The 22,272-nt window shown below is 64.5% G+C and carries 18 protein-coding genes; 9 read left to right on the top strand and 9 right to left on the bottom strand.

Annotated features, from left to right (window positions below):
- Positions 1 to 13: 13 nt before the first annotated feature.
- The 9 genes from H0485_RS05755 to H0485_RS05715 form a co-directional block, all read right to left on the bottom strand.
- Positions 14 to 1,180 (bottom strand): alpha-hydroxy acid oxidase, encoded by a 1,167-nt coding sequence (locus H0485_RS05755; protein ID WP_226934411.1) that lies wholly within the window; start codon positions 1,178 to 1,180, stop codon positions 14 to 16.
- Positions 1,181 to 1,185: 5 nt separating this feature from the next.
- Entirely contained in the window at positions 1,186 to 2,472 is a 1,287-nt protein-coding gene (locus H0485_RS05750) for a hypothetical protein (protein ID WP_226934410.1), read from the bottom strand.
- Positions 2,469 to 3,467 (bottom strand): zinc-dependent alcohol dehydrogenase, encoded by a 999-nt coding sequence (locus H0485_RS05745; RefSeq protein WP_226934409.1) that lies wholly within the window; start codon positions 3,465 to 3,467, stop codon positions 2,469 to 2,471. The genes H0485_RS05750 and H0485_RS05745 overlap by 4 nt, the downstream gene beginning before the upstream one ends.
- Positions 3,468 to 3,471: 4 nt before the next feature.
- The gene (hisD, locus tag H0485_RS05740; protein ID WP_226934408.1) at positions 3,472 to 4,797 is read right to left on the bottom strand and encodes a histidinol dehydrogenase; all 1,326 of its coding nucleotides are present in this window, start codon (positions 4,795 to 4,797) and stop codon (positions 3,472 to 3,474) included.
- 17 nt (positions 4,798 to 4,814) lie between these two features.
- On the bottom strand, positions 4,815 to 5,612 hold the full coding sequence (locus H0485_RS05735) for an ABC transporter permease (RefSeq protein WP_226934407.1): 798 nt from the start codon (positions 5,610 to 5,612) through the stop codon (positions 4,815 to 4,817).
- Positions 5,609 to 6,550: an ABC transporter permease gene (locus H0485_RS05730; RefSeq protein WP_226934406.1), complete on the bottom strand. Its 942-nt coding sequence runs from the start codon at positions 6,548 to 6,550 to the stop codon at positions 5,609 to 5,611. The genes H0485_RS05735 and H0485_RS05730 overlap by 4 nt, the downstream gene beginning before the upstream one ends.
- Positions 6,551 to 6,645: 95 nt before the next feature.
- Entirely contained in the window at positions 6,646 to 7,755 is a 1,110-nt protein-coding gene (locus H0485_RS05725) for an ABC transporter substrate-binding protein (protein WP_226934405.1), read from the bottom strand.
- Positions 7,756 to 7,796: 41 nt separating this feature from the next.
- Entirely contained in the window at positions 7,797 to 8,915 is a 1,119-nt protein-coding gene (locus H0485_RS05720; RefSeq protein ID WP_226934404.1) for an ABC transporter ATP-binding protein, read from the bottom strand.
- A gap of 141 nt (positions 8,916 to 9,056) precedes the next feature.
- Complete coding sequence (locus H0485_RS05715; RefSeq protein WP_226934403.1) at positions 9,057 to 9,821, bottom strand: glucose 1-dehydrogenase; 765 nt, start codon at positions 9,819 to 9,821, stop codon at positions 9,057 to 9,059.
- Positions 9,822 to 10,757: 936 nt separating this feature from the next.
- On the opposite strand from H0485_RS05715, the gene H0485_RS05710 reads away from it, so the two are divergent.
- The 9 genes from H0485_RS05710 to H0485_RS05670 all read left to right on the top strand — a co-directional run bounded on the left by H0485_RS05710 (position 10,758) and on the right by H0485_RS05670 (position 22,138).
- Positions 10,758 to 12,152, top strand: a complete 1,395-nt coding sequence (locus H0485_RS05710) for an amidase (protein WP_226934402.1) — start codon at positions 10,758 to 10,760, stop codon at positions 12,150 to 12,152.
- A 93-nt stretch (positions 12,153 to 12,245) separates the two neighbouring features.
- Entirely contained in the window at positions 12,246 to 13,274 is a 1,029-nt protein-coding gene (locus tag H0485_RS05705; RefSeq protein ID WP_226934401.1) for an agmatine deiminase family protein, read from the top strand.
- Positions 13,271 to 15,262, top strand: a complete 1,992-nt coding sequence (locus tag H0485_RS05700) for an amidase (RefSeq protein WP_226934400.1) — start codon at positions 13,271 to 13,273, stop codon at positions 15,260 to 15,262. The genes H0485_RS05705 and H0485_RS05700 overlap by 4 nt, the downstream gene beginning before the upstream one ends.
- Positions 15,259 to 16,644, top strand: a complete 1,386-nt coding sequence (locus H0485_RS05695; protein WP_226934399.1) for a sensor histidine kinase — start codon at positions 15,259 to 15,261, stop codon at positions 16,642 to 16,644. The genes H0485_RS05700 and H0485_RS05695 overlap by 4 nt, the downstream gene beginning before the upstream one ends.
- Positions 16,622 to 17,293: a response regulator gene (locus H0485_RS05690; RefSeq protein ID WP_226934398.1), complete on the top strand. Its 672-nt coding sequence runs from the start codon at positions 16,622 to 16,624 to the stop codon at positions 17,291 to 17,293. Before H0485_RS05695 ends, H0485_RS05690 begins: the two co-directional genes overlap by 23 nt.
- A 358-nt stretch (positions 17,294 to 17,651) precedes the next feature.
- Entirely contained in the window at positions 17,652 to 18,638 is a 987-nt protein-coding gene (locus H0485_RS05685; RefSeq protein WP_226934397.1) for an iron ABC transporter substrate-binding protein, read from the top strand.
- A gap of 81 nt (positions 18,639 to 18,719) precedes the next feature.
- Positions 18,720 to 20,279: an ABC transporter permease gene (locus tag H0485_RS05680; RefSeq protein ID WP_226934396.1), complete on the top strand. Its 1,560-nt coding sequence runs from the start codon at positions 18,720 to 18,722 to the stop codon at positions 20,277 to 20,279.
- 9 nt (positions 20,280 to 20,288) lie between these two features.
- Positions 20,289 to 21,302 (top strand): ABC transporter ATP-binding protein, encoded by a 1,014-nt coding sequence (locus tag H0485_RS05675; protein ID WP_226934395.1) that lies wholly within the window; start codon positions 20,289 to 20,291, stop codon positions 21,300 to 21,302.
- A gap of 185 nt (positions 21,303 to 21,487) precedes the next feature.
- Positions 21,488 to 22,138 carry a GntR family transcriptional regulator gene (locus H0485_RS05670; RefSeq protein ID WP_255613367.1) on the top strand — a complete coding sequence of 217 codons (651 nt, stop codon included), beginning with the start codon at positions 21,488 to 21,490 and terminating at the stop codon, positions 22,136 to 22,138.
- The last annotated feature ends 134 nt before the right edge of the window (positions 22,139 to 22,272 follow it).

Here is a 22,272-nt window from a genome sequence, read left to right as displayed (position 1 = left end):
GGTAACCTGCTGCTCAGCCCATCGGGCTGAGCAGGCTGTCGACCGGGGCCGCCCGCAGCTCGGCCAGCGAATTCAGCCCCATCAGCTGCAGGGTGATCGCAATTTCCTGCGCCAGCAGCTCAAACAGCCGCGCACAGCCCCAGTCGCCCTCGGCTGCCACCGCCCAGGCGAAGGGCCGCCCCAGCATCACCGCATCCGCCCCCAGAGCCAGGGCTTTGACGATATCACTGCCACGCCGGAAACCGCTGTCAACGAAGAGATCACGCTCCGGCCCCAGCGCGGCGCGCATCTCTGCCACCAGCGAGATACTCGCCAGACCCTGATCGAGCTGCCGCCCGCCATGGTTGGACAGAACAATGCCATCCACACCGCTGGCCCGGGCCAGTTCGGCATCGCGCCGGTCTGAAACGCCCTTAATCACCAGCCGCCCCGGCCAGAGATCGCGCAGCCAGCGCACCTTCTCCCAGGTCAGATCCTTATCGAGCCGGGCGGAAAGCGCCGAGGCCTGGGCCAGAGCCCCACGCCCGAATTCCGGGCGCCCCTCAACCAGCTCGACCCCCGGCATGCCATTGCGCAGCAGGTCCAGCGACCAGCGCGGCCGTTTCGCAAACTGCCAGGCTAGGCCCGGGCTGATCTTTTGCAGCGCGCGGAAGCCATTGCGGTTGTCACGCTCACGCACCGAGGTGATCGCGGTGTCGACGGTCAGGAAAATCGTCTCAACCCCTGCGATCCGGCAGGCCTCGAGATAGCTTTCATTCACCGTCGGGTCGCGGTCGAGATAGAGCTGGAACGCGAGATTTTCGCCAAGCTGTGGCGCGAGGCTGGCAATGCCTTTGATCGAAAAGGTCGAGAGCGCGAAAGGCACCCCCGCCGCTTTCGCCGCCAGCCCGACCTTCAGATCGCCGTAGCGGCGATAAAGGCCCAGAAAGCCGACCGGGCCGGGGAAGAAGGGCAAGGCCTGGCGCCGCCCCAGATAGCGGGCGGAGAGATCCACCTCTGGCTCCAGGTTGCACAAGACGCGCTGGCGCAAAGCATAGGCGTCAAATCCCGCACGATTGCGGCGCAGCGTGGTTTCCGAAAAAGCGCCGCCTTCGATGTAATCGGCAAAGATCTTCGGCAGGCGCTTGCGGGCAGCCTTCTGAAAATCGTCAACATTCTGATAGCGGCGGTCGCGCGACATATTCTTTACTCCGGGCGGATTGCGGCGAAGAAGCGGGTCATCTGGTCATCGCCCTCAACCGGCTCTGCCCCACAGATCACCGCCTGGGCAAGGCCAAGCGCCGCGCTTTCGGGGCTGTGCCGGCCGCCGCCCGCGCCCACGCGCAGGTTCATCACCAGGGTCGGGCACAAAAACAGACCCAGCCGCACCACTCGCTCCCAGTCCGAAGGCAGCAATCCGCGCCCGGCCAGGGTGGCAAGCCAGGGCTTCCAGAAACTCTCGGCCTTCAGCGCCAGCAGATCCTCGCGCAAAGCGCCGGGCTGCCAGTCGGTGTTGATGTAAAGCCGCCCCTCCTCCAGCCGCGCGGTCACCTGCCAGCGTTCCGCCACCATCTCGCTGTCATAAAGCCAGAGCGGATGGGCCAGAATATTATGGAAGGTCGATTTCACCTCGGCCAGAAGCGAGGGCACATGCTCTCCCGCGAAAGCCGGATCAAAGAAGCTGAGCCGGTCTGCCTCTGGCCCGCGCTGATACCAGACATTGGCATTATGGGCATCGCCATGGGCGGTGATTCCGCCGGCATCGGCCAGATGCTCAGGAAGAAGTCGCTGATATGCTTCATCAAACAGCTGAGAAATATTGCGGTCATAGGCGCGGCCATTAATGATGATCTGCGCGGATGACAGCTGATCCCAGTCGGCTGTCACCCCCGGCAGGCTGAAGCTCTGATCGACATAAAAGGCCGCCAGTCGCCCGCCCGGATACAGGCCCGAAGCCGGGTCCGTCAGGCGCTGATGAAACAGCCGGTGGATCGGCTCGGCCCTGGATTGCGCGGCAGTGATCGGATGCAGGCTGTCCTGCGCCACCTGCAGCAGCTGCGCATTCAGCGCCCGTTCTGCCGCCAGCGCCCTGGCCCTGGCCGTCGCATCAGCATGCAGATCAAGGGCGCGCAGCACATCTGAAAACCGCGGATCCATCCGGCGGCGATAGACCAGGATCTGCTCGCCAGGCTGGGTTGAGGCAAAGATCGGCTGATCAACCGGCAGCCCGGCCCGGGCGAGGATATCGGCGCGATAATATTCCCCGCTCATCTCTTCCTCACCTTCCTCCTGATGGAATTTGAAGAAGCACTCCCCCTCCGCGCAGCTGAAAAAGCCGTTCAGCGAATTCAGCGAATACTGGTCGCGATTGATACGCAGATCCCGCGCGGTCAGGCCAAACAGCTCGCCCAGAAAGGCCGCCAGCATCCCTTCGGCCCGGGCCGGATCATGAACGGCAAGCGCACGGATTTCAGCGGTACGGGAAAGGATCACGGCTCTGCCTCCGGCAGGATAATGGTTTTCGCGCCCGAAAGCGCGCCGTTCAGATGCAGATCATAGGCGGCGGGCACGGCTTCCAGCGGGATCTGCGCATCGATCACCTGATCAAGCCGCGCTTCCAGCGCCGGCAGCAGCGCCACCGCCTCAGCCAGCTCATCGCCAAAGGCATGGCAGCCGATCAGGGCAATCTCACGCTCGACCAGCAGGGTCGGGTTAAAGCTCAGATCGCGCGAGCCGATGCCAACAAGTGCAATCGCCCCGCCGCCGCGCAAAGACTGCAGCAGCTGAGCGATCACCTCCGGGCTGCCGGTGGCATCCAGCGCATAGCGCGGCGCGGGATGGGCCAGGGCGTCAAGGCTGACCACCTGGCCATCTGCGGCACTGGCGGCGCGTGTGGCGCGGATCTGATTGCGGTCAGCAACCTGAACCGGGTGACCGCGCGAGGCGAGAACCAGGGCCGAGAGCGCGCCGATTGCCCCTGCGCCGGTGACCAGTACCGGCGCGCCTTGCGGCGCATTCAGCCGCGTCACCGCATGCAGCGCCACCGCCAGCGGCTCGGCCATGGCAAGATGGCGCGCCGGGATGCGCGCGGGGGCCTTTACCACGTTTCGGGCCGGAAGAGTGACATATTCGGCAAAACCGCCGTCGATCACCTCGCCGAGGAAGCCGAGTTTTTCGCAGATCTGGCCCAGCCCCTCGCGGCAGTTCTGGCAGCTGCCGCAGATCACCCGGCTGTCGACGGCGACAGTGTCTCCGGGGGTGACATTGCCGACCTCTGGCCCGATCCCTGTCACCACCCCGGCAAATTCATGTCCGGCCACCGAAGGGCTGCGCGAGATCCAGGCCCCGGTGGCGAAATTATGCAGATCCGAGCCGCAGATCCCCGCCGCCGTCACCCGCAGCGTCACCTCACCCTTTCCGGGCGGCGCGGGCAGAGGGATATCCTCTACCCGCAGATCCCGGACACCCCAGAGCCGGACCGCACGCATCGCCTCAGCCTTTCAGATACTGGTCGCGCAAAGGCGAGACCGCATTGGCATGGCTGGAGAAGCCTTCGTAATCGGCGAGCGTTTTGGCCGCAGCCGCCAGTTCAGCATAGGCCGGGCGGGTCACATAACCGACCGACGAGCGGCGCAGGAAATCACTCACCGCCAGCGGGCCATAGGTGCGTGCCCCGCGCGAAGTCGGCAGAACGCAGTTCGGGCCAAGGCAGAAATTACCGATCGACACCGGGGTATGCGGCCCCATCAGCACCTCAGCCGCGGCGGTGATTTTGCCCAGATGCTCAAACGGCACTTCCGAGAGCAGCTGCAGATGCTCGGGCGCGTAATCATTGATGAAGGCATAGGCCTCGTCGAGCGTCTCAACCAGCAAGATGCCACCGGTCTGGCCAGTCAGCACCGCGCGCGAGAATTCGACCCGCTGCGGCGTCATATTCGCCCAGTGCCCCGGCAGGGCTGCCAGCGCCTCTTCGGCGACGCGGCGCGAATTGGTGACCAGCCAGGCCGAGCTGTCGGGGCCGTGTTCGGCCTCGATCAGCAGATCCATTGCCGCGAGGCCGCCATGCACGGTCTCATCGGCGAAAATGATCGATTCCGAGGGGCCAGCCGGCAGGCCGGGATCAATATGCCCTGCCAGCAGCCGCTTGGCCGCCACCACCCAGGGGCTGCCCGGACCGACGATCTTATGCGCAGCCTTAATGGTCTGGGTGCCAAAAGTTGCGGCCGCCACCGCCTGGGCACCGCCCGCTTTATAAACCGTCTCAACGCCCGCCAGGCGCGCGGCAACCAGGGTGGCGGCATCGACCTTACCGCCCGGGATCGGCGGGGTGAAAATCGCCAGGTTCGGCACACCCGCCACCACGGCAGGCACCGAGGTCATCATGGTCACCGAAGGGAAAGAGCCCTTACCGCGCGGCACATAAAGCGCGACCGAATCGATCGGCAGGAAACGGTCGCCCGCGAAAGCACCGGGGCGGATTTCCTTCAGGAACATCGGCTCGGGACGCTGCTCTTCATGGAATGAGCGGATATTTTCGATACCGTAGCGGATCGCCTCGGTGACTTTGGGATCAAGGGTGGCGAAAGCCTCATCAAACTCGGCTTCTGAGGCTTTCAGCGTCCCGGCTGTCAGGCCTTCGGCTTTGTCGAGTTCGATACCAAAGCGGACAAGCGCCGCATCGCCTTCGGTCCTCACCGCCTCAATGATCGCCGGAACGCGCTCAAGGAAGAAAGAAAGATCGGTTTCCGAGCGCTTCAGCAGCTCTGCACGCCCCTCAGTCGTCAGCTCGGACAGAACTTTAAAATTCACCTCAGCCATAGCTGGCACCCCGGTTGTCATTTAGATTTCAGGAAGATTTCAAGCCCGACCAGCCTGTCAAGCAGCCAGATCGCAGCGAGGGCGATCACGATGAACACCACCGACACCGCCGCAAGGTCAGGGGTGATGATCGACCGGATCGAATTATAGATCAGCACCGGCAGGGTGACGATGCGGGCATCGGTCAGAAGCAGGCTGACGAGGAATTCATTCATCGCCAGGATGAACATCAGCAGGCTGCCGGTGATCACGCCAGGCATGACCGCAGGCAGGGTGACATGGACAAAGGTCTGCACCCGCCCGGCGCCACAATTCTGCGCCGCCAGCTCCAGATCGGGGTCGAGCAGCACCGCCGAGGAGGAGACCGACCAGATGATAAAGGGCAGGTTGATCACCGCACAGGCCATGCCGACCGGCCAGAGGCTGCCAAGCACGCGCCATTCCCCGAAGACCAGCATCAGCCCGATCCCCGATCCGATCAGCGGAATGGTAAAGGGCAACAGCAGATAGACCTGGATCGCGGCGGTAAAGCGCAGCCGCAGCCGCGAAAGCGCAATCCCGGCCAGGGTGCCCACCGGCAAAGCCACCGCCGTGCAGATCCCGGCCACGATCAGCGAGCGCAGGAAGGCCTGCTGCAGATCGCGCGCGAGGGCGATTTTCTCATACCATTGCAGCGACAGGCCCTGGGGCGGGAAGGCGATGATATTGCCGGCGGTAAAACTTGCCCCCAGCACCACCAGGGTTGGCAGCGACAGGGTCAGGATGGTGAAGCCGACCATGAGGCCGATCACCCATTTCTGCGAGGCCGAAATCATTTGCGCCCCCCCATCGACAAAGTGCCGGCGCCGAAGATCAGGAAGACAAGGCCAACAAGGACCGAGCCCGCCGCCACCAGCATCAGCGCCAGCGCCGAGCCGAGGCCCTGGTCAGCGGTGCGGAAGAACTGATCATAGATCGCATTGGCGATGAAATCCTGGCTGCCGCCGCCCAGCATCGCAGGCACGGCAAAATCGGTCAGGGTCAGGGTAAAGACCACCAGCCCCGCCCCGATCAGCCCGCTTTTCGCCATCGGCAGCAGAACATGCCAGAAGATACGCGGCCAGGAAGCGCCAAGCGAGGCGGCCGCGGTTTCGCTTTCCTCGGGGATCTGCGCCAGCGCCGGCACCAGCAGCAGCACCGCAAAGGGCAGCATATATTGCACGAGGCCAAAGATAACGGCGCAATAGTTGAAGAGCAGCCGGACCGGCGCGACGCCAACCAGCGATAAAGCCTCATTCACCATGCCGGAATTGCCGAGAATGATCAGCCAGCCATAGGCCCGCACCACCTGACCAATGAAGAAGGGCAGGAACAAAACGATCAGCAGCGCCTTGCGGATCCAGGGTTTTCGGGTCCGGACCAGCGCCCAGGCATAGGGGAAAGCCAGCAGCAGCGTGAAGAAAGTGGTCAGCAGCGCCGCCGAGACCGACCGCCAGGCAACGGTCAGATAGACCTTCGTCCCCAGCGCTTTTTCATAATTTTCCAGTGACCAGTGCTCAGAGGGCAGGAAGGTCGCGGTATCGAGCACGCGCAGCGACTGATCCGCCATCTGCACCAGCCCCAGCACCAGCAGCCCCACCAGCAAAAGCGCGGGCATGATAAACAGCCAGCCGGTCAGATGCGCCCATCTGCGCGGCCAGACCAGCTCGGACAGGCGCTCAACCGCGTCCATCAGACGCCAGTGCAGCGGATATCGGAAATCAGAGGGGGGCATCTTGTCTTCCTGAAACAGCCGCCCGGGCGATGCCGGACGGCAGAAGCGACAGAGCGCGGGGGTCCGGGGAGAGCGCTTCTCCCCCCGGGCTGCCCTCAGCCCTGCATGATCTCTTTAAACCTGCCGAACCATGCGCTCTCATTCTCGACCTGAACCGGGGTCGGGATGCGGATCAGCTTTGCAATCTCTTCCGGGGTGGTCGGATAAGAGGCATCCCCGGCCAGGCCTTCGGGCGGGGTCAGGCCCGGCACCACGCCCGGCAGGCCAAGGCCATCACACCAGACCTGCTGCGCTTCCTGCGACAAGGCAAAATTGATGTATTCCTTCGCCCAGTAGAGCTCATTCTCCGGCAGGCCTTTGGGGATCCACAGACCATCGGTGTCAAATTTCGCGCCTTCTTCCGGCACGGTCCAGGCGATATCGACGCCGTTCTTCTTTGCCTCAATCGCATTGGTCGAGATGGTGCAGGCCAGATCGATCTCACCATTCTGGAACCAGTTGGTGAAATCAGGATCCTCGCCCAGCAGCGGCTGCTGTTCTTTCACCTTGGCGATGAATTCCCAGGCGGCGGTCATATCGCCGGGAATATCCTCGAGCTTGCCACCACCCGCGACCTGAGCCGGGAAGTGGAAGCCGATGCCGTCGTTATAAAGCGCGATCCGGCCTTTGAACTTCGGATCAAGCAGCACATTCCACGAGGTCGGCGCACCATCCGGGAAAGCCTCGGGACGATAGGCCAGCACATAGACATAGCCATAGGTATTGACGATCGGATAGCCCTCCAGCCCGACCGGCTTTGCCAGTTCGGTGGTATTGGCCAGATTCGGCAGACCCGACAGATCCTCGGTCACGCCGCGCAACGCCGATTTGGTGGCATTGACGGTGGTGTCCCAGTTCACATGGATCGGCGGCATCCGGCCCTGGGCCACGGCCGCCCAGACTTTCGGCTGGATTTCATTATCTTCGGTCAGGTCATGGCGCACCTGAATGCCGGTTGCGGCGGTGAAGGGATCCGACACCCCCTTCTGCAGCGCCGCCACCCAGGAGCCGCCCCAGGCGCGGACGATGATTTCAGCCGGTTTCGCCGGCGCATCCTGGGCCAGCAGCCGGCTGGCGGGCAGGCCAGAGATCAGCGCAGCGCCTGCCGCAGCGGCCGAGCCGCGCAGCAAAGAGCGACGGGTCGGACGGAAAAAGGATTGGGTCATGTCTCAGCTCTCCTGTTGGGTTTGACGCAAAGCCAGATTGCTCAGTGCTGGCTGTCGCGCGGGAAAAGCAGCAGATCGGCTGCCTTCCAGCCCAGTACAACCTGGGCCCCGGGCTCAAACGGGGCCTGGCCTTCCGGGTCGTGATGATAGATCTGCACTTCGACGCCAGGCGCCGGCACCGTTACGAAACACAAAAGCCGTTCGCCCTCGAACACCACATCGCGGATGCGGCCCTCAAGAATGGTATCGCAGCCCGCCAGCGCCCCGGCTTTATGCGCGAGGCGGATCTGCTCGGCGCGGATCGCGCCCAGCGCGGGCAGGCCCGGGGCCAGATCAGCTGGCGCCGCTCCGGCGCAGTCAATGCCATTCACCTCAAGCCCGCGCGCACTGCGCCGCCCCTCGAGGAATGAGGTCACGCCGATGAAATGCGCCACGAAGGGATTGGCCGGGCGGCGGTACATCTCGACCGGGGCAGCATGCTGGCGGATCTGCCCCTGATCCATGACGATGATCTCATCCGAGACCACCAGAGCCTCGCGCTGATCATGGGTGACGTTGATCGTGGTCACGCCGAGTTCTTTCTGGATGCGGCGGAACTCCAGCTGCATTTCCTCGCGCAGCTTGCGGTCCAGCGCCGCCAGCGGCTCATCGAGCAAGAGCAGATCGGGTTCAAATACCAGCGCCCGGGCAATCGCCACGCGCTGCTGCTGGCCCCCGGACAGCTCATGCACCCGGCGATTGCCAAAGCCTGAAAGCCGCACCAGATCAAGATAACGCTCCACCCGGGCCGGAATGGTCTTCGGGTCAAAGCGGCGCATTTTCAGCGGGAAGGCCACGTTTTCGGCCACTGTCATATGCGGGAAAAGCGCGAGCTTCTGGAACACCATGCCGATCGAGCGGCGATGCGGTGCCACAGCATCCGAGCGTTTGCCCCCGATCAGGATCTCGCCCCGGCTTGGGGCCTCAAATCCGGCAATCATGCGCAAAAGCGTGGTCTTGCCCGAGCCAGAGGGGCCAAGAATGGTCAGAAACCGTCCCTGCTCCAGCGCAAAACCGGCATTTTTCACCGCCAGCGCACCAGTGCCGAAATCCATATCGACGCCACGCACCAGAACGGCGGGCGCTGTATCAGCGGGCGCGCGGGCCGGTTTCGTGCTCACTGCGGCTTCCCCCCGAGGAATGCGCAATGCCTGCGCGTGATCTGTGCTGCAATCCTGGCCATTCTGCCCATCGATATATATAGTTAGATACGGACAGTTCCAGCCCGGAGGCGGAGCGGCCCGATTACGCGCGGCTATGCCTCAGATCGCCGCCAGATAGCCACCGTCGATGCCCAGACACTGGCCGGTGATATAGCCCGAAGCGTCGGATGCAAGGAAGATTACCGCGCCGGTCAGATCTTCACCCTGGCCAAAGCGGCCCTGGGGGATCTTTGCCTCCATATTTCTGGCCCAGGCCTCATCCTGGTAAAACACCTCGGTCATTTCGGTGCGGAAATATCCCGGGGCAATGGCATTGACCCGCAGCCCCTGGCCCGCCCATTCCGCCGCCAGCGCCCGCGTCATCCCGAGCAGACCCGATTTTGAGCTGCCATAGGGCGTGGCGGTCGGAACGCCGACATATGAAGTCAGCGAGCACAGATTGATGATCGCGCCCTGCCGCCGCGCCAGCATGCCCCGCGCCACCGCCTGGGTGGTGAAGAAGGCGCCCTTCAGATTGGTGTCGATGATTTTATCCCAGAGCTCTTCCCTGACCTCAGCCGAGGGGCAGATCTCTTCAACCCCGGCATTATTGACCAGGATGTCAAACCGGCCCGGCCCCAGCGCCCGGCTGATCCCGGCCGTATCGCGCTGATCAAGCACAAGGCCCCGGGCGGTGCCCCCCGCGCGGCCGATCAGCGCCAGCGTCTCTTCCAGCGCCGCGAGGCTGCGGGCGGTGACGGTGACCTCGGCCCCTGCTCCGGCCAACCCCCGGGCAATCGCCTGGCCAAGCCCGCGGCTGGCCCCGGTGACAAGCGCGTGTTTTCCGGCAAGCGAGAACAGCGAGAGCGGCGAGGCATGGGTCATCGGCAGCAGTCCTTCAGGTCAGTGCCACCTGATTAACCTTCTTCCCCGGAAACGAGAACCGTCATTCTGCACCCTGGGGCTGCAAAGCGGTTCCCCGGCGGCAAAGAACAGCGCGCGGAGCCCTGTCCCATCGCCCCGCCCGGCCCGGTCACGAGCGACAGGCCCCCCCGCGCGCGCCAGATCCCGCAAAGCTGCAGATCCCGGCCAGGGATCCGGCGATCAGTCCTGGCCTCGCTGTTCTGCCCTCAGGAACATGGAAAAAAGCGGCATTGCGCCGGAGCTGCGGGCAGAGGGCTGAAACCGCCATGGCATAAAACACTGGCAGCAGGGGCCGCACCACCTGGCTGGCGGGCCATGCCCTGCCAGCCGGTTATTTCGGAGCGCGCCGCAGCCTCTATCGCCGAAGTGGTGATCCCCGGTCTTGAAACCGCCCATGTCAGGCCGATGGGGGCTGCAGTCGACCGTTTTTGTCAGGGCATTTCGATCATTTCAGCCTGATCAGAGCCGTTTTATCAGCGCCCCATTCCGGTAGCTGCCGCTCAGACTTCATACAAAACAAATGTCCTGGTCGGGCGGTGCGGCGCTCGCCTGCCGCTCTGCTGCGCTCCCGGAAAATCAACCGGAGCAGACCAGCGCTGCGGATGCAGCCCTGATGGCGGAAAGCGCCACTCTCGCCGGGCTGCTGCCAGGGGCCTGGAATATGCTGCGGGAAAGCCAGGGCCCCGCAGCGCCCTGCTGCGCGGCCTGCGAAAGCTGCGGCCGGGGGCTGCATCACCGCCAGATTTTCCAGCCGCTGCCGGTCAGGGGGCGCTTGCGCTTCGCCTCCGGCTCCGCTCCGGTCTGTTTTACGCGCGCCAGCCTGCCCTTTCCGTTCCAGGCTCTTCCCGATCCACTGCCCGGCGGACTGCGCCAGGGCCCACGATGAAAGGCTGCACCATGACGCTTTCTCCTGCCTCTGATCTGGCCCGGCTATCCGCAAGTGAAACGGTAAAGCGGCTCTGTTCAGGCCATTTCAGCGCAGAAGACCGGATCCGCGCCAGCCTCGAACGCGCCTGCGAGGTCCAGGCGGTGCTCAACCCCTTTACCCGTATTTTCCAGGATGAGGCCCTCAGCATCGCCCGTGATCTCGATCGCCGGCTGGCGGCAGGAGAGGCCCCGGGCCCGCTCGCCGGGGTGCCGGTGGCGATCAAGGATTTCACCCCGTCGCGCGGCCATCCGGCGACGCGGGGTTCATGGTCGCAGCCTGATCTGCCCGGTGAGCGGGATCCGGTGATCATAGCGCGGCTCAGGGCGGCCGGGGCCATCATCATCGGCAAGACCACGACGCCGGAATTTGCCTATTCCGGCTTTACCCAAAGCCCGCGCTACGGTGTGACCCGCAATCCGCATGATGCCAGCCGCAGCCCTGGCGGATCCTCCGGCGGGGCGGCGGTCGCGGTGGCCAGCCATTGCGTGCCGCTGGCCGAGGGCACGGATATGGGCGGCTCGGTGCGCATTCCGGCGGCGCTTTGCGGCGTGGTGGGGCTGAAGCCATCGCTCGGGCGGATCCCGATGGATATCCTGCCTGGCTGTTTCGACGATATTTCGCATTTTGGCCCGCTGGCCGGCAGCGTCGCCGAGGCAATGCTGTTTCTGCAGGTCAGCGAGGGGCCGGATAATGCCGATATCCTATCGCAGACCCGGCCCGAACCGCTGTGCATGGAGCGGGCCGGCCTCAGGGGCAAACGCATCGCATACTCGCCCGATCTTGGCTATTATGCGCTGCATCCGGGCGTGAGGGCGCGGCTCGATGAGGCAGCCGCAAAGCTGCGCGAAGCGGGCGCCCTGGTCGAGGAACTCACCCTGCCCTGGACCCGGCGCATCAATGATCTCTGGGGCGAGATCTGGGGGGTAACCCTGGCCGCCGCCTGGGGGGATGCGCTGCGCGATCACCGCGATCAGATGGATCCGCACCTGGTCGCGCTGATGGAAAGCGCGCGCGATATGGGCGCGATCCGCTACAAACAGCTTGAAGAGGAGCGCAGCCGCTTCTGGCACCCGCTGGCCGATGTGCTGAACCGCTATGATGTGCTGCTCTGCCCGAGCTGCGCCAAACCGGCGCCCCCCGCCACTGACAGCGATGCGCTTCACGATCTGACCGGCCCGGAGGGGCGTTATCACGGCCTCGATATGACCTCGCCCTTTAACCTCTTTGCCCCCTGCCCGGCGATCAGCCTGCCCGCCGGCTTTGCCGATGGCCTGCCGGTGGGATTGCAGCTGGTCGGCCAGCGTCAGGGCGACGGGCGCCTGCTCTCGCTCGCCCTGGCGGTTGAGGCGGCGCTGCAGGGCTGAGCAGACAGCGCCGGGGGCCCGCAGATCAGGGATTGCCTCTGCCCGGGCTTCTGCCATGGTTTGATCAAATCAAATCGGCATGGAGAGCGCCCGATGTCCTGGTATATGCCCCCCGAGACTGCGCCACAGGATCGGGTCTGGATGGCTTTCCCGCGCGAAAGCGCCACGCTTGGCGAGAGCAGCGCCGCGCGCGAGGCGGGCTATCAGGCCTGGACGGCTGTCGCCCATGCCGTGGCCGAATTTGAGCCGGTCACCATGATCGCCGATCCGACCGAAATCTCCCGGGCGAAAAACATGCTCGGCTCGGGCATCGAGGTGATCGAACGCCCGATCGAGCATTTCTGGACCCGTGATTCCGGTCCGACCTTTGTTCAGGCCGGTGATGGCAGCCTTGCCGCCGTCGACTGGATCTTTAACGCCTGGGGCGCGCCGGATCCGGCGGAATGGCAGAATGACCGGGGGCTGGCCCGCTTCATCGCCGGGATCGCCGGGGTGCCGGTGGTCTCGTCGCTGCTGGTGAATGAGGGCGGCGGCATTCATACCGATGGCGATGGCACAGTCTTTGCCACCGAAACCGTGCAGCTCGATCCCGACCGCAACCCCCTGGCCGATAAGGCCCGGATCGAGGCCGAATTTGCCCGCACACTCGGCGCGAAAAAGGTGATCTGGCTGCCCCAGGGCCTGACCCGCGATTACGACAGCTTTGGCACCCGTGGCCATGTCGATATCGTCGCCACTTTCGCCAGCCCTGGCAGGGTGCTGATCCATGATCAGCCGAATGCGGGACACCCTGACCATGCGGTCATGGCGCGTATCCGGGCCATATTAGAGACTGAAACCGATGCCAAAGGCCGCAGGCTTGAGCTGATCCCGGTTCCGGCGCCCGAAGCGATCCATGATCAGGGCGGCTTTAACGACTGGAGCTATATCAACCATCTGGTGGTGAATGGCGGCGTCATTGCCTGCGGTTTTGGTGAGGCGAAAGCCGATGCCCGCGCCGCCGACATTCTCGGCGCCGCCTATCCAGGCCGTCGGGTCGTCACCGTAGACGCGCGCGAGATTTTCGCCCGTGGCGGTGGCGTGCATTGCATCACCCAGCATCAGCCATGCGCCCGGAAATGAAGCTGACCGCCGCCCGGATCGCAGACCTTCAGGCGGCGCTGGCGGCCGGAGAGATCACCTCGGTCGCCCTGACTGCAGCCTATCTGAACCGCATTGCGCATTTCGACCGGCACGGCATTCGCCTCAACGCGGTGCCGGTGCTCAATCCGGCACTGTTTGACGAGGCGCGCGCCTCTGACCAGCGCCGGGCCGAAGGGCGGCTGCTCGGGCCGCTCGACGGCATCCCCTATACCGCCAAGAACAGCTATAAAGTGCGCGGGCTGAGTGTCGCAGCCGGATCCCCCGCCTTCCGTGATCTGATCGCGCAGGAGGATGCCTTTGCCATTGCCCGGCTGCGCGCCGGCGGGGCAGTGCTGATCGGCCTGACCAATATGCCCCCCATGGCCAATGGCGGTATGCAGCGCGGCCTTTATGGCCGGGCCGAAAGCCCCTGGAATGCAGATTACCTGACCGCCGCTTTCGGCTCGGGCTCATCGAATGGCTCGGGCACGGCAACCGCTGCCAGCTTTGCCGCCTTTGGCCTTGGTGAGGAAACCTGGTCCTCGGGCCGCGCCCCTGCCGCCAATAACGGGCTTTGCGCCTATACGCCGTCACGCGGGGTAATTTCGGTCCGGGGCAACTGGCCGCTGGTACCGACGATGGATGTCGTCGTGCCGCATAGCCGCAATATGGCCGATATGCTGGCGCTGCTGGAGGTGATCGTCGCCGATGATCCCGAGACGCGCGGTGATTTCTGGCGCTCCCAGCCCTGGATCGCGATCCCCCCGCCCTCCAAGATCCGCCCGCCCTCATATCCCGCGCTGGCAGGGGCCTCGCTCCAGGGCAAACGCTTTGGCATTCCGGCGATGTATATCAATGCAGATCCCCTCGCCGGAACCGCCGCATCGCCGGGGATTGGCGGGCCGACCGGGCAGAGGATCGAAACCCGCGCCGCGATGCTGGCGCTCTGGCAAAAAGCCAGGACAGCGCTGGAGGCGGCAGGGGCGGAGGTCGTCGTTACCGATTTTCCGGTGGTCAGCAATTATGAGGGTGATCGCCCTGGCGCGCCGGATATTGCCACGCGCGGGCTGGTCCCCGCCGGATATCTGCAGCGCGAGATCACCGATCTTTCGGCCTGGGCCTGGGATGATTTCCTTGCCGCGAATAATAATCCGGCGCTGAACCGGCTGGCGGATGTCGATGGTACGCAGATTTTCCCCCGTCCTGCGGCGGCGCTGCAGGATCGCTATACCGGCTTTGACGACCGGATCGCGCTCTATCCGCAATGGATGCGGGATCATCCGATCACCGATTTTCGGGCCATCCCTCAGCTGGAAGCAGGTCTGAAAGGTCTCGAACATACCAGAAAGCTGGATTTTGAGGCCTGGATGGACGCATTGGGGCTGGATGCAGTGCTCTTCCCTGCTGTCGCAGATGTCGGCCCGGCCGATGCCGATGTGAATCCGGCCAGCGCCGATCTGGCCTGGCGCAACGGCACCTGGGTGGCGAATGGCAATCTGACGATCCGCCATCTCGGCATTCCGACCGTCACCCTGCCGATGGGCATCATGGAGGATATCGGCATGCCAGGCGGGCTGACCTTCGCCGGGCGGGCCTGGCAGGACAGCGCATTGCTGGCGCTTGCCGCAGCTTTTGAACGCATCAGCCCCTTCACCGCAACCGCCCCCCGCACGCCGGATCTGCCGCTGCCGCCGGTGACAAAGCCAGGGCCGGAGGCCGTGCCCGTCACGCTCTCGGTTACGATTGAGGCGCTGAATGACCAGGAGGATATGATCCGCATCAGCGGCAGCGCCGCCGATACTGACCTCTGGCTTACGGTCAACGGGGCCGGGCTTGCGGCGCAGCGCGACGGCAGGCGGTTTTGCGCCGCGCTGACAGTGCCAAAGAACACGACCCGCCACAGCCCCTGGCAGCAGCCCTGGGGCCATCTGGTGATTGCCCTTGCCGCTGGCCACGCCGCCTTCGCCGTCGCAGGCGGCGAAACGTGAGCGGGCCAGGACCTGAGCGTTCCGGCTTTAACCTGCGGCTCCGCCTGCTGCTGGCCACCGGCTTCGTACTGATCTGCGGCATGGCGGGCACCGGCTGGTGGATGATTCACACGATCGAGCGCATCGTCACCACCAATGCCGGGGCCGTGACCGCGCTTTATGTCGATGCGACCCTGACCCCCGCAATCCAGGATCCCGCCATTTACAAGGCTGAGGCCAGCGAGGCGCGGGCCGAACTGAACCAACTCCTGAACCAGGGCGCCCTTGGCCTTGAAGTGCTGGCCTTCAAACTCTGGGATCCCGAAGGTCAGGTCACTTTCAGCACCCGCAGCGGTCTCGAGGGCCGGATCAACCCGGAAAATCCGCGGTTTCAGACCGCGATGGGGGGCCGGGTCTATGCCGAGCTGCGCCAGGTTCCGCCCCAGGCCATTGGTGGCACCGGCGAGGCCCTGACCCCGGTGCTTGAGGTCTATAGCCCGATCCGTTCGGCCAGCACCGGCCAGGTGATCGGTGTCGCTGAGTTTTATTCCCGCGCTGCCCCTTTGCTGGAAGAACTGCACCTTGTCCGGCTGCGCAGCTGGCTGCTGGTCGCAGCCGCAACCCTGGTCATGGGGGCTTTGATCTATGGGGTGGTCGCCCGTGGTGACCGGATCATTGCCGGCCAGAGACAGGCGCTGCGCGAGAAGATTTCAGCCTTATCAGAGACTGTTTCTGAGAATGCGCGCCTGTCAGATTCGGTCCGGCAGGCCAATGCCCGGCTGGCAGGGCTGAATGAGCGGATGCTGCGCCGTCTTTCAGCAGATATCCATGACGGCCCGGCCCAGCTGCTGGCCTATGCTGCTTTGCGCCACGGCCAGCCCGGCGATGAAAACCAGGTTCAGGCCGCCCTGGAGGAGGCCCTGACCGAGCTGCGCCAGCTCTGCCAGGGCATGGCTCTGCCCGAGCTGCACCGCTGGACCCCCGCCAGTATCGCCGGACGCCTTGCCGAGGCGCAGCAGGCGCGCAGCGGGCAAAAAATTGAGACAGACTGCAGCTCTGATCTGCCCGCGCTGGATCTGGAGGCAAAGAACTGCCTCTATCGTTTTGTCCAGGAAGGCCTGGCCAATGCCGCCCGTCATGCGGCGGGCGCGAAGGTTCAGCTCAGCCTGAAAAACGAGGGCACCGGACTGCTGGCCGAGATCCGCGATAACGGGCCAGGCTTTGCCGCCAGTCAGCCTGGCCCCGGCCTCGGCCTCTCCGGGCTGCGCGAAAGGGTGGCGGCGCTGCAGGGGCGGTTTATACTGCAGACGGCGCCGGGCCAGGGCACGCTTCTTTCGCTCTGGCTGAACGGCAGCACCGAGCAAAGCGAGATCCGCCCCGATGAGCCGCCTTCTGATCATTGACGACCACCCGATCTTTCGCCGTGGCCTCGCCGCAACGCTGAGCGAGGCCGGCGGGTTCACGATCTGTGGCGAGGGCGCTTCGGCCGAAACCGCGCTGGCGCTGGCTGCCTCTGCCGCCCCGGATCTGGTGCTGCTCGACCTTTCCATGCCCGGGGGCGGGCTGGCGGCGCTGACGGCGCTGCGCGAGCGCTGGCCCGCGCTGCGGGTAGTGATTCTGACCGCTTCCGAGCAGCGCGAGGATCTGATGGACAGCCTGCGCGCCGGTGCGGCGGGCTATATCGTCAAAGGCATCGGCAGCCCGGCCCTGATCGAAGCCCTGCGCGGCATTCTGCGAGGTGAATCCTATGTCGCACCCGCGCTGGCCGCCCGTATTCTCAGCGCCTCGGCCAGTGCTCCGGCAGAGCCGGCACCGCCCTCTCAGACCCTGAACGATGCCGCAAAAATGCTGCAGCAACTGACCCCGCGCGAGGGTGAGGTTCTGCAGCTGGTGGCAAGTGGCTGGTCCAACAAGGAAATCGCGCGCGAGGCCAAGATGCAGGAAAAGACCGTCAAACATCATATGACGCGCATCCTGCAGAAACTGAAGCTGCGCAACCGCACCGAAGCCGCGCTGTTTCTGCGCGGCGAGAACGGCGGCCGGCCGGAGTAAGCTCTTCCCGGACCCCCATCGGACTTTAGTCTGATCTGTTTACGCAAAGGTCCCAGGCTGATAGCATCAGTCAGGAATTTTCCTTATGCCGCCTGCAGACCTGAATGGATTTACTCAGGTAATTTTGCCGAAGCGGAATATCTTCGCAGAATTGCCCCGATCCTCTCAGGGGAAGACCGGTTTGCGGGGCGCGCCCGCAGCCGGAAAAGGCTCTCTCCGCAGCCGGTCTCTGCGCCCCCGGGTGTTACTGCCACGCCAGACGGAGCCACGCCTGACAGTTCTGCGGTCCCCCTCCCCCGGAGAGGCCCGCACCAGGAGTGACCGGTCCCGGTTTCGGGCCAGCTGAGAGGACAGAGGAATGAAAACCACACTGCTTGCCGGGCTGACGCTTGCACTCGGCCTCAGCACCACCGCCAGCGCCGAGGTGCTGACGATTTACTCGGGGCGCGGCGAAGCCCTGGTCGCGCCGCTGATTGCCCAGTTTGAGGCCGCCACCGGTATCGAGGCCGAAGTGCGCTATGCCGGCACGTCTGAACTGGCGACCCTGCTGCTGGAAGAGGGCGATAAATCCCCGGCCGATGTGTTCTGGGCCCAGGATGCGGGCGCACTTGGCGCTCTGGCCGGCGTCTTTGCCGAACTGCCCGCCGAAGTGAATGGCCAGGTGCTGGAAGTGTTCCGCACCCCCTCGAACAAATGGGTGGCCACTTCGGGCCGGACCCGGGTTATGGCCTATTCGACCGAGCGCGTGGCCGAAGCCGATCTGCCGGAAAAGCTGACCGATCTTACCGATGCGAAATATAAAGGCCGGGTGGCCTGGGCGCCGACCAATGGCTCTTTCCAGGCCTTCGTCACCGCTTTCCGTCTGGTGCATGGCGATGATGCTGCCAAAGCCTGGCTGGAAGCCATGATCGCCAATGATGCGAAAGTTTACAAAAACAACGGCACCCAGATCGAGGCCATTGCCAATGGCGAAGTCGATTTCGGCCTGGTGAACAACTACTATCTTGGCCGCTATATCGCCAAGGATGAGGCCTTCCCGGTGGCGCAGAGCCATTTCGAAAAGGGCGATATCGGCAATCTGGTGCTGGTCGCCGGGGCTGGCATCGTCGGGGCCTCGGAGAATAAAGAGGCGGCGCAGAAATTCCTCGATTACCTGCTCTCGCCGGCGGCGCAGCAGTTCATCACCCTGCAGGGCAATGAATATCCGGTGACCGCAGGCGTTATTCCGCATGCAACGCTGGAATCGATGGAAACCGTCAGCGAGATCAGCCCGCAGGTGGATGTGAACCAGATCGGCGATCTGGAGGGCACGCTGGCGCTGCTGCGTGATGTCGGCCTGCTCTGAGCTGATCCGGTGACAGTCCAGAGCGATCATCATGGCTCTCAGCGGAGGGCGGGGCGCAGGCCCCGCCCTCCGCTCCTTCTTGTGCTGCCGGCGCTGATCGTCGGGATCGGCACCTGTCTGCCCGCCGCCTATCTGCTGTTGCGCGCCTTTGAGGCTGATGGCGCGGGCATCCTGGAAATCGTCTTCCGCGCCCGCAATTTCTGGCTGCTGCTCAACACGCTGAAGCTGGTGGCGCTGGTGCTGGCGATTGGCACGGCCATTGCTCTGCCCATGGCCTGGCTGGTGACCCGCAGCGATCTGCGCCACAAAAAACTGGTCACCTTCCTGATGGCCCTGCCGCTGGCGGTGCCCGGCTATGTGATGGCCTATGCCCTGCTCGGCCTTTCGGGCTATTACGGCTTTATGCGGCAATGGTTCGGTCTCAGCCTGCCGCCGCTGCACGGGCTCTGGGGCGCGGCTCTGTCGCTGGCGCTTTACACTTTCCCCTATATTTTCCTCAATCTGCGGGCGGCCTTCCTCGGCATTGACCCGGGCCAGGAAGAAACCGCGCTCAGCCTTGGCCGCTCTCCCTGGCAGATCTTTCGCCAGATCACATTGCCCCAGCTCTGGCCCGCGCTGCTGGCCAGCTGGCTGATCACCGGCCTTTATGTCATCGGCGATTTCGGCGCGATTGCCCTGATGCGCTATGAGGTTTTCTCTTACGCCATCTACACCCAGTACAGCGGCGCCTTTGACCGCAGCTATGCGGCCTGGCTGTCGCTGATGCTGCTGGCGATCACCGTGGCCGCGCTGCTGGCGCAGAGCGCGCTGAGCCGCAACCGCCGCTTTGCCCGGACCGGCACCGGCAGCCCGCGACTGCCGCTGCTGCTGCCGCTTGGCCGCAGGGTCTGGCTGGCCCGGGCCGCGATCACCCTGGTCAGTTTCGCCGCGCTCGGCCTGCCGCTGCTGGTGCTCGGACACTGGATGGCGCGCGGCTTGCCCGAAATGGACTGGCGGGCTCTCGGAGAGGCCATGCTCTCCTCGGCGCTGGCCGGGGCGGTGGTGGCCGTTTGCGCCACCCTGCTGGCTTTGCCGGTGGTGCTGCTGACCACCCGCTGGCCCGGGCCGCTGGCGGCGCTGATCGACCGGCTGGCCTGGCTTGGCTATGCCACCCCGCCGCTCGCCTTTGGTCTGGCGATGGTGGTCTTTTCGCTCGGCACCTTTCCGGCGCTCTATCAGAGCTATGCCCTGCTGATCTTCGCCTGGGTGATGAGCTTCCTTGCCCTTGCCCTCGGCCCACTGCGCCTCGCGCTGCTGCAGCTGGGACCGAAGCAGGAGGAGGCGGCCCGCGCGCTCGGCTCCTCCCCGGGCCGCGCTTTCACCCAGGTGACGCTGCCGCAGCTCAGATCACCGATGATTGCCGCCGGGCTGCTGGTGTTCATTGCCACGGTAAAAGAGCTGCCGATCGCCTGGCTGCTGGCCCCGACCGGCTGGCGCAGCCTTTCGACCAGCGTCTTTGCCCGCACGGTGGAGGGGATGATGGCCGAGGCCGCGCCTTTCGCTTTGACGATCATCCTGTTTTCCGCCCTCTTTGTCGGGCTGATCCTGAAATATGAAGGCCGCAGCCCGCGCGACAGCCAGCGTCGCGCCGCGCCGCGTTAAGTGAGTGCCATGACTGACCAGCCGCTCCTCTCGATCCGCCATCTGACCCGGCAGTTTCCCGGCAGCCCGCGCCCGGCGGTCAGCAATCTCAGCTTTGAGATTGCCCCCGGCGAAATCCTGGCGCTGATCGGCCCCTCGGGCTGCGGCAAGACCACCAGCCTGCGGATGATTGCCGGATTTCAGATCCCGGATGAGGGCAGGATCCTGCTCTCGGGCCGCGACATCACCCGGGTTGCGCCCGAGAAGCGCGGCATCGGCATGGTGTTTCAGGATTATGCGCTGTTCCCGCATATGACCGTGGGGGAGAATGTCATGTTCGGTGCGCGGGCCGCTTCGGCACGCTGGCTCGGGCACTGGCTGGAACTGGTCGGATTGCAGGATTATGCCGACCGCTACCCCGATGAGCTTTCCGGCGGTCAGCAGCAGCGCGTGGCCCTGGCCCGCAGCTTCGCCGCCGAGCCGGGGCTGATCCTGCTTGATGAGCCGTTTTCCAACCTCGATGCCGCCCTGCGCGCCCAGACCCGCCGCGAGATCCGCCGCCTGCTCAAATCCACCGGCATCGGTATCCTGCTGGTCACCCATGACCAGGAAGAAGCGATGAGCTTTGCCGACCGGATCGCGGTGATGCAGGGCGGTGTGCTGCAGCAGATCGGCACCGCTGCCGAGGTCTATGACCGGCCGGTGAACGCCTTTGTGGCAGGCTTTCTTGGTCGCACCAATCTGCTGAAAGGCGCGGCCCGGGGCGATCTGTGCCAGACCCCGCTCGGGGCGCTGCCACTTGCGCGCCCGGCCGAGGGAGAGGTGCAGCTGTCGCTGCGCCCCGAGATGATCCGCCTCACCCCCGCCCCGGAAGCCGAGGCCAATGGCCGTATTACCAGCGTCGAGTTTCGCGGCCATGATGTGACCTATTGGGTGGATTGTTCCGGCCTCGAGCTGCAGGTCGATGCGATGGGCGGCCCGCGGCTCTGCGAAGGTGCACCGGTTCTGCTGCAGATTGAGGGCCGCCTCGTCCCGCTGGGCTGATCCGCCGCCAGGCACCGCAGCGCGCCAAAGCCCTGGCATAATGTCTCAGCTGCCCATAGGGGCCGCGCCAGCAGTTGATCACAGGATATCCATGAAGTATTCCTTTTGTCGACAAGAAGGGATCAGCCATGAGTTCCAGTGCGAATCCTGCCGCTACTGACCGCAAACGCGGTTCCGGCGTCAGAATGGTTTACGAATTACTGCGTGACCAGATTCTGGATCTGGAACTGCCGCCTGGGGCGATCGTCGACGAAAACCAGCTGGCCGAGCGCTTTGGCATGTCGCGCACTCCGATCCGCGAGGCGCTGGTGCGGCTGGCGGCTGAGGGGCTGATCGATACCCTGCCGAACCGTTCGACCATGGTGTCGAATATCGACTTCCCCAATCTGCACACTTTCTTTGACGCGCTGACGCTGATGTATCGCGTCACCACCCGCCTCGCCGCTGAATATCATCAGCCCGAGGATCTGGTGGCCATCCGCCAGTATCAGAAAGCCTATGAGCTGGCCGTGAAGGACGGGGATGAGATTGGCCTTGTCGCGGCCAATCGCGAGTTCCACTATGCCATCGCCGAAGCGGGGCGGAACCGCTATTATCTCGCCCTGTTCGGGCGGCTGCTGGATGAGGGCCGCCGTATCCTGCGGCTATATTATTACGGCAGCGGCACCGGCGATTATCCGCAGATCTGGTTCGATGAACACGAAGCCATCGTCGCCGCTGTCGCCGCACGCGATATTGAGGCCGCCGACCGGATTGCGCGCCAGCATGCCAATCAGATCGTCAGCCAGATCCAGGCCGCGATCACCCGCGACCGGCGTCAGGATATTGATATCTGATCCGGCCCAGGTTCGGCCCCGCTGCCAAGCCCTGAACCCGCCTGACCGGCGGGTTTTATTTTATTCGCATTTTTCTTGTCGACAAATAAAATACAGATCCTATGATCAGCTCAGAGATTTAGGATTCGGGCAGA

It is taken from the genome of Pseudogemmobacter faecipullorum (assembly GCF_020539525.1).
GTDB lineage: Bacteria > Pseudomonadota > Alphaproteobacteria > Rhodobacterales > Rhodobacteraceae > Pseudogemmobacter > Pseudogemmobacter faecipullorum.
This window is presented reverse-complemented; position numbering and strand designations above follow the sequence as displayed.